At 72.0% G+C, this 831-nt stretch carries 1 protein-coding gene; it reads left to right on the top strand.

All coding sequences use genetic code 11. The annotated features are described in order from the left end of the window. Positions 1–831, top strand: an 831-nt coding sequence (locus ACLEQD_RS44560) for a condensation domain-containing protein (RefSeq protein WP_410391950.1), incomplete at both ends; no start/stop codon positions are given.

Raw genomic sequence — 831 nt, 5'->3', positions numbered from 1 at the left:
AGTACATGGTGCCCTCCGCCTTCCTCGTCCTGGAGGCCCTCCCCCTCAACGCCAATGGCAAGGTGGACCGCAAGGCCCTGCCTGTCCCTGACGCCTCGCCCCTCGCGGACTTCGTTGCCCCGCGCAACGCCACCGAGGAGAAGCTCGCCGAAGTCTTCGCCCACGTCCTGCGCGTGGAGCGCGTGGGCATTCACTCCGACTTCTTCTCCCTCGGGGGCCACTCGCTGCTGGCCACCCAGCTCGTCTCCCGCGTCCGCGCCGCCTTCGGCGCGGAAGTGCCCCTGCGCGCCCTCTTCGAAGCCCCCACCGTCGCCGCCCTCGCGGAGCGTCTGCGCACCGCCACCTCCGGCCCCCGGCTGCCGCCGCTTGCCCGCGCCACCCACGAAGGCCCGCCGCCTCTCTCCTTCGCCCAGCAGCGGCTGTGGCTCCTGGACCAACTCCAGCCGGGCAGCGCCGCGTACAACATCCCCGCCGCCCTTCGGCTGAAGGGCCAGGTGGACGTCGAAGCCCTGCGCCGCGCCTTCGAGGCCCTCGTCGCCCGGCACGAGACGCTGCGCACCACCCTCGTCCAGCACCAGGGCCAGCCCGCTCAGCGCATCCACTCGCCCTCGGCGTGGACGCTGCCCGTGCTCGACGTGCCCTCCCTGCCTGAAGCGCAGCGGGATGAAGAGGCGCGGCGCCTCGCGAACCTGGAAGCACGCCGACCCTTCGATTTGGAAGCCGGTCCGCTCTTGCGCACGTCCCTCGTGCGCCTGGGTGACGCGGAGCACCTGCTCCTGGTGACGATGCACCACATCGTCTCCGACGGCTGGTCCATGGGCGTCCTCGTCC

The sequence above is a fragment of the Corallococcus sp. 4LFB genome (assembly GCF_046520365.1).
Classification (GTDB): Bacteria; Myxococcota; Myxococcia; order Myxococcales; family Myxococcaceae; genus Corallococcus; species Corallococcus caeni.
Note: the sequence above shows the minus strand (reverse complement) of the source record. Positions and strands in the feature narration are given on the sequence as shown.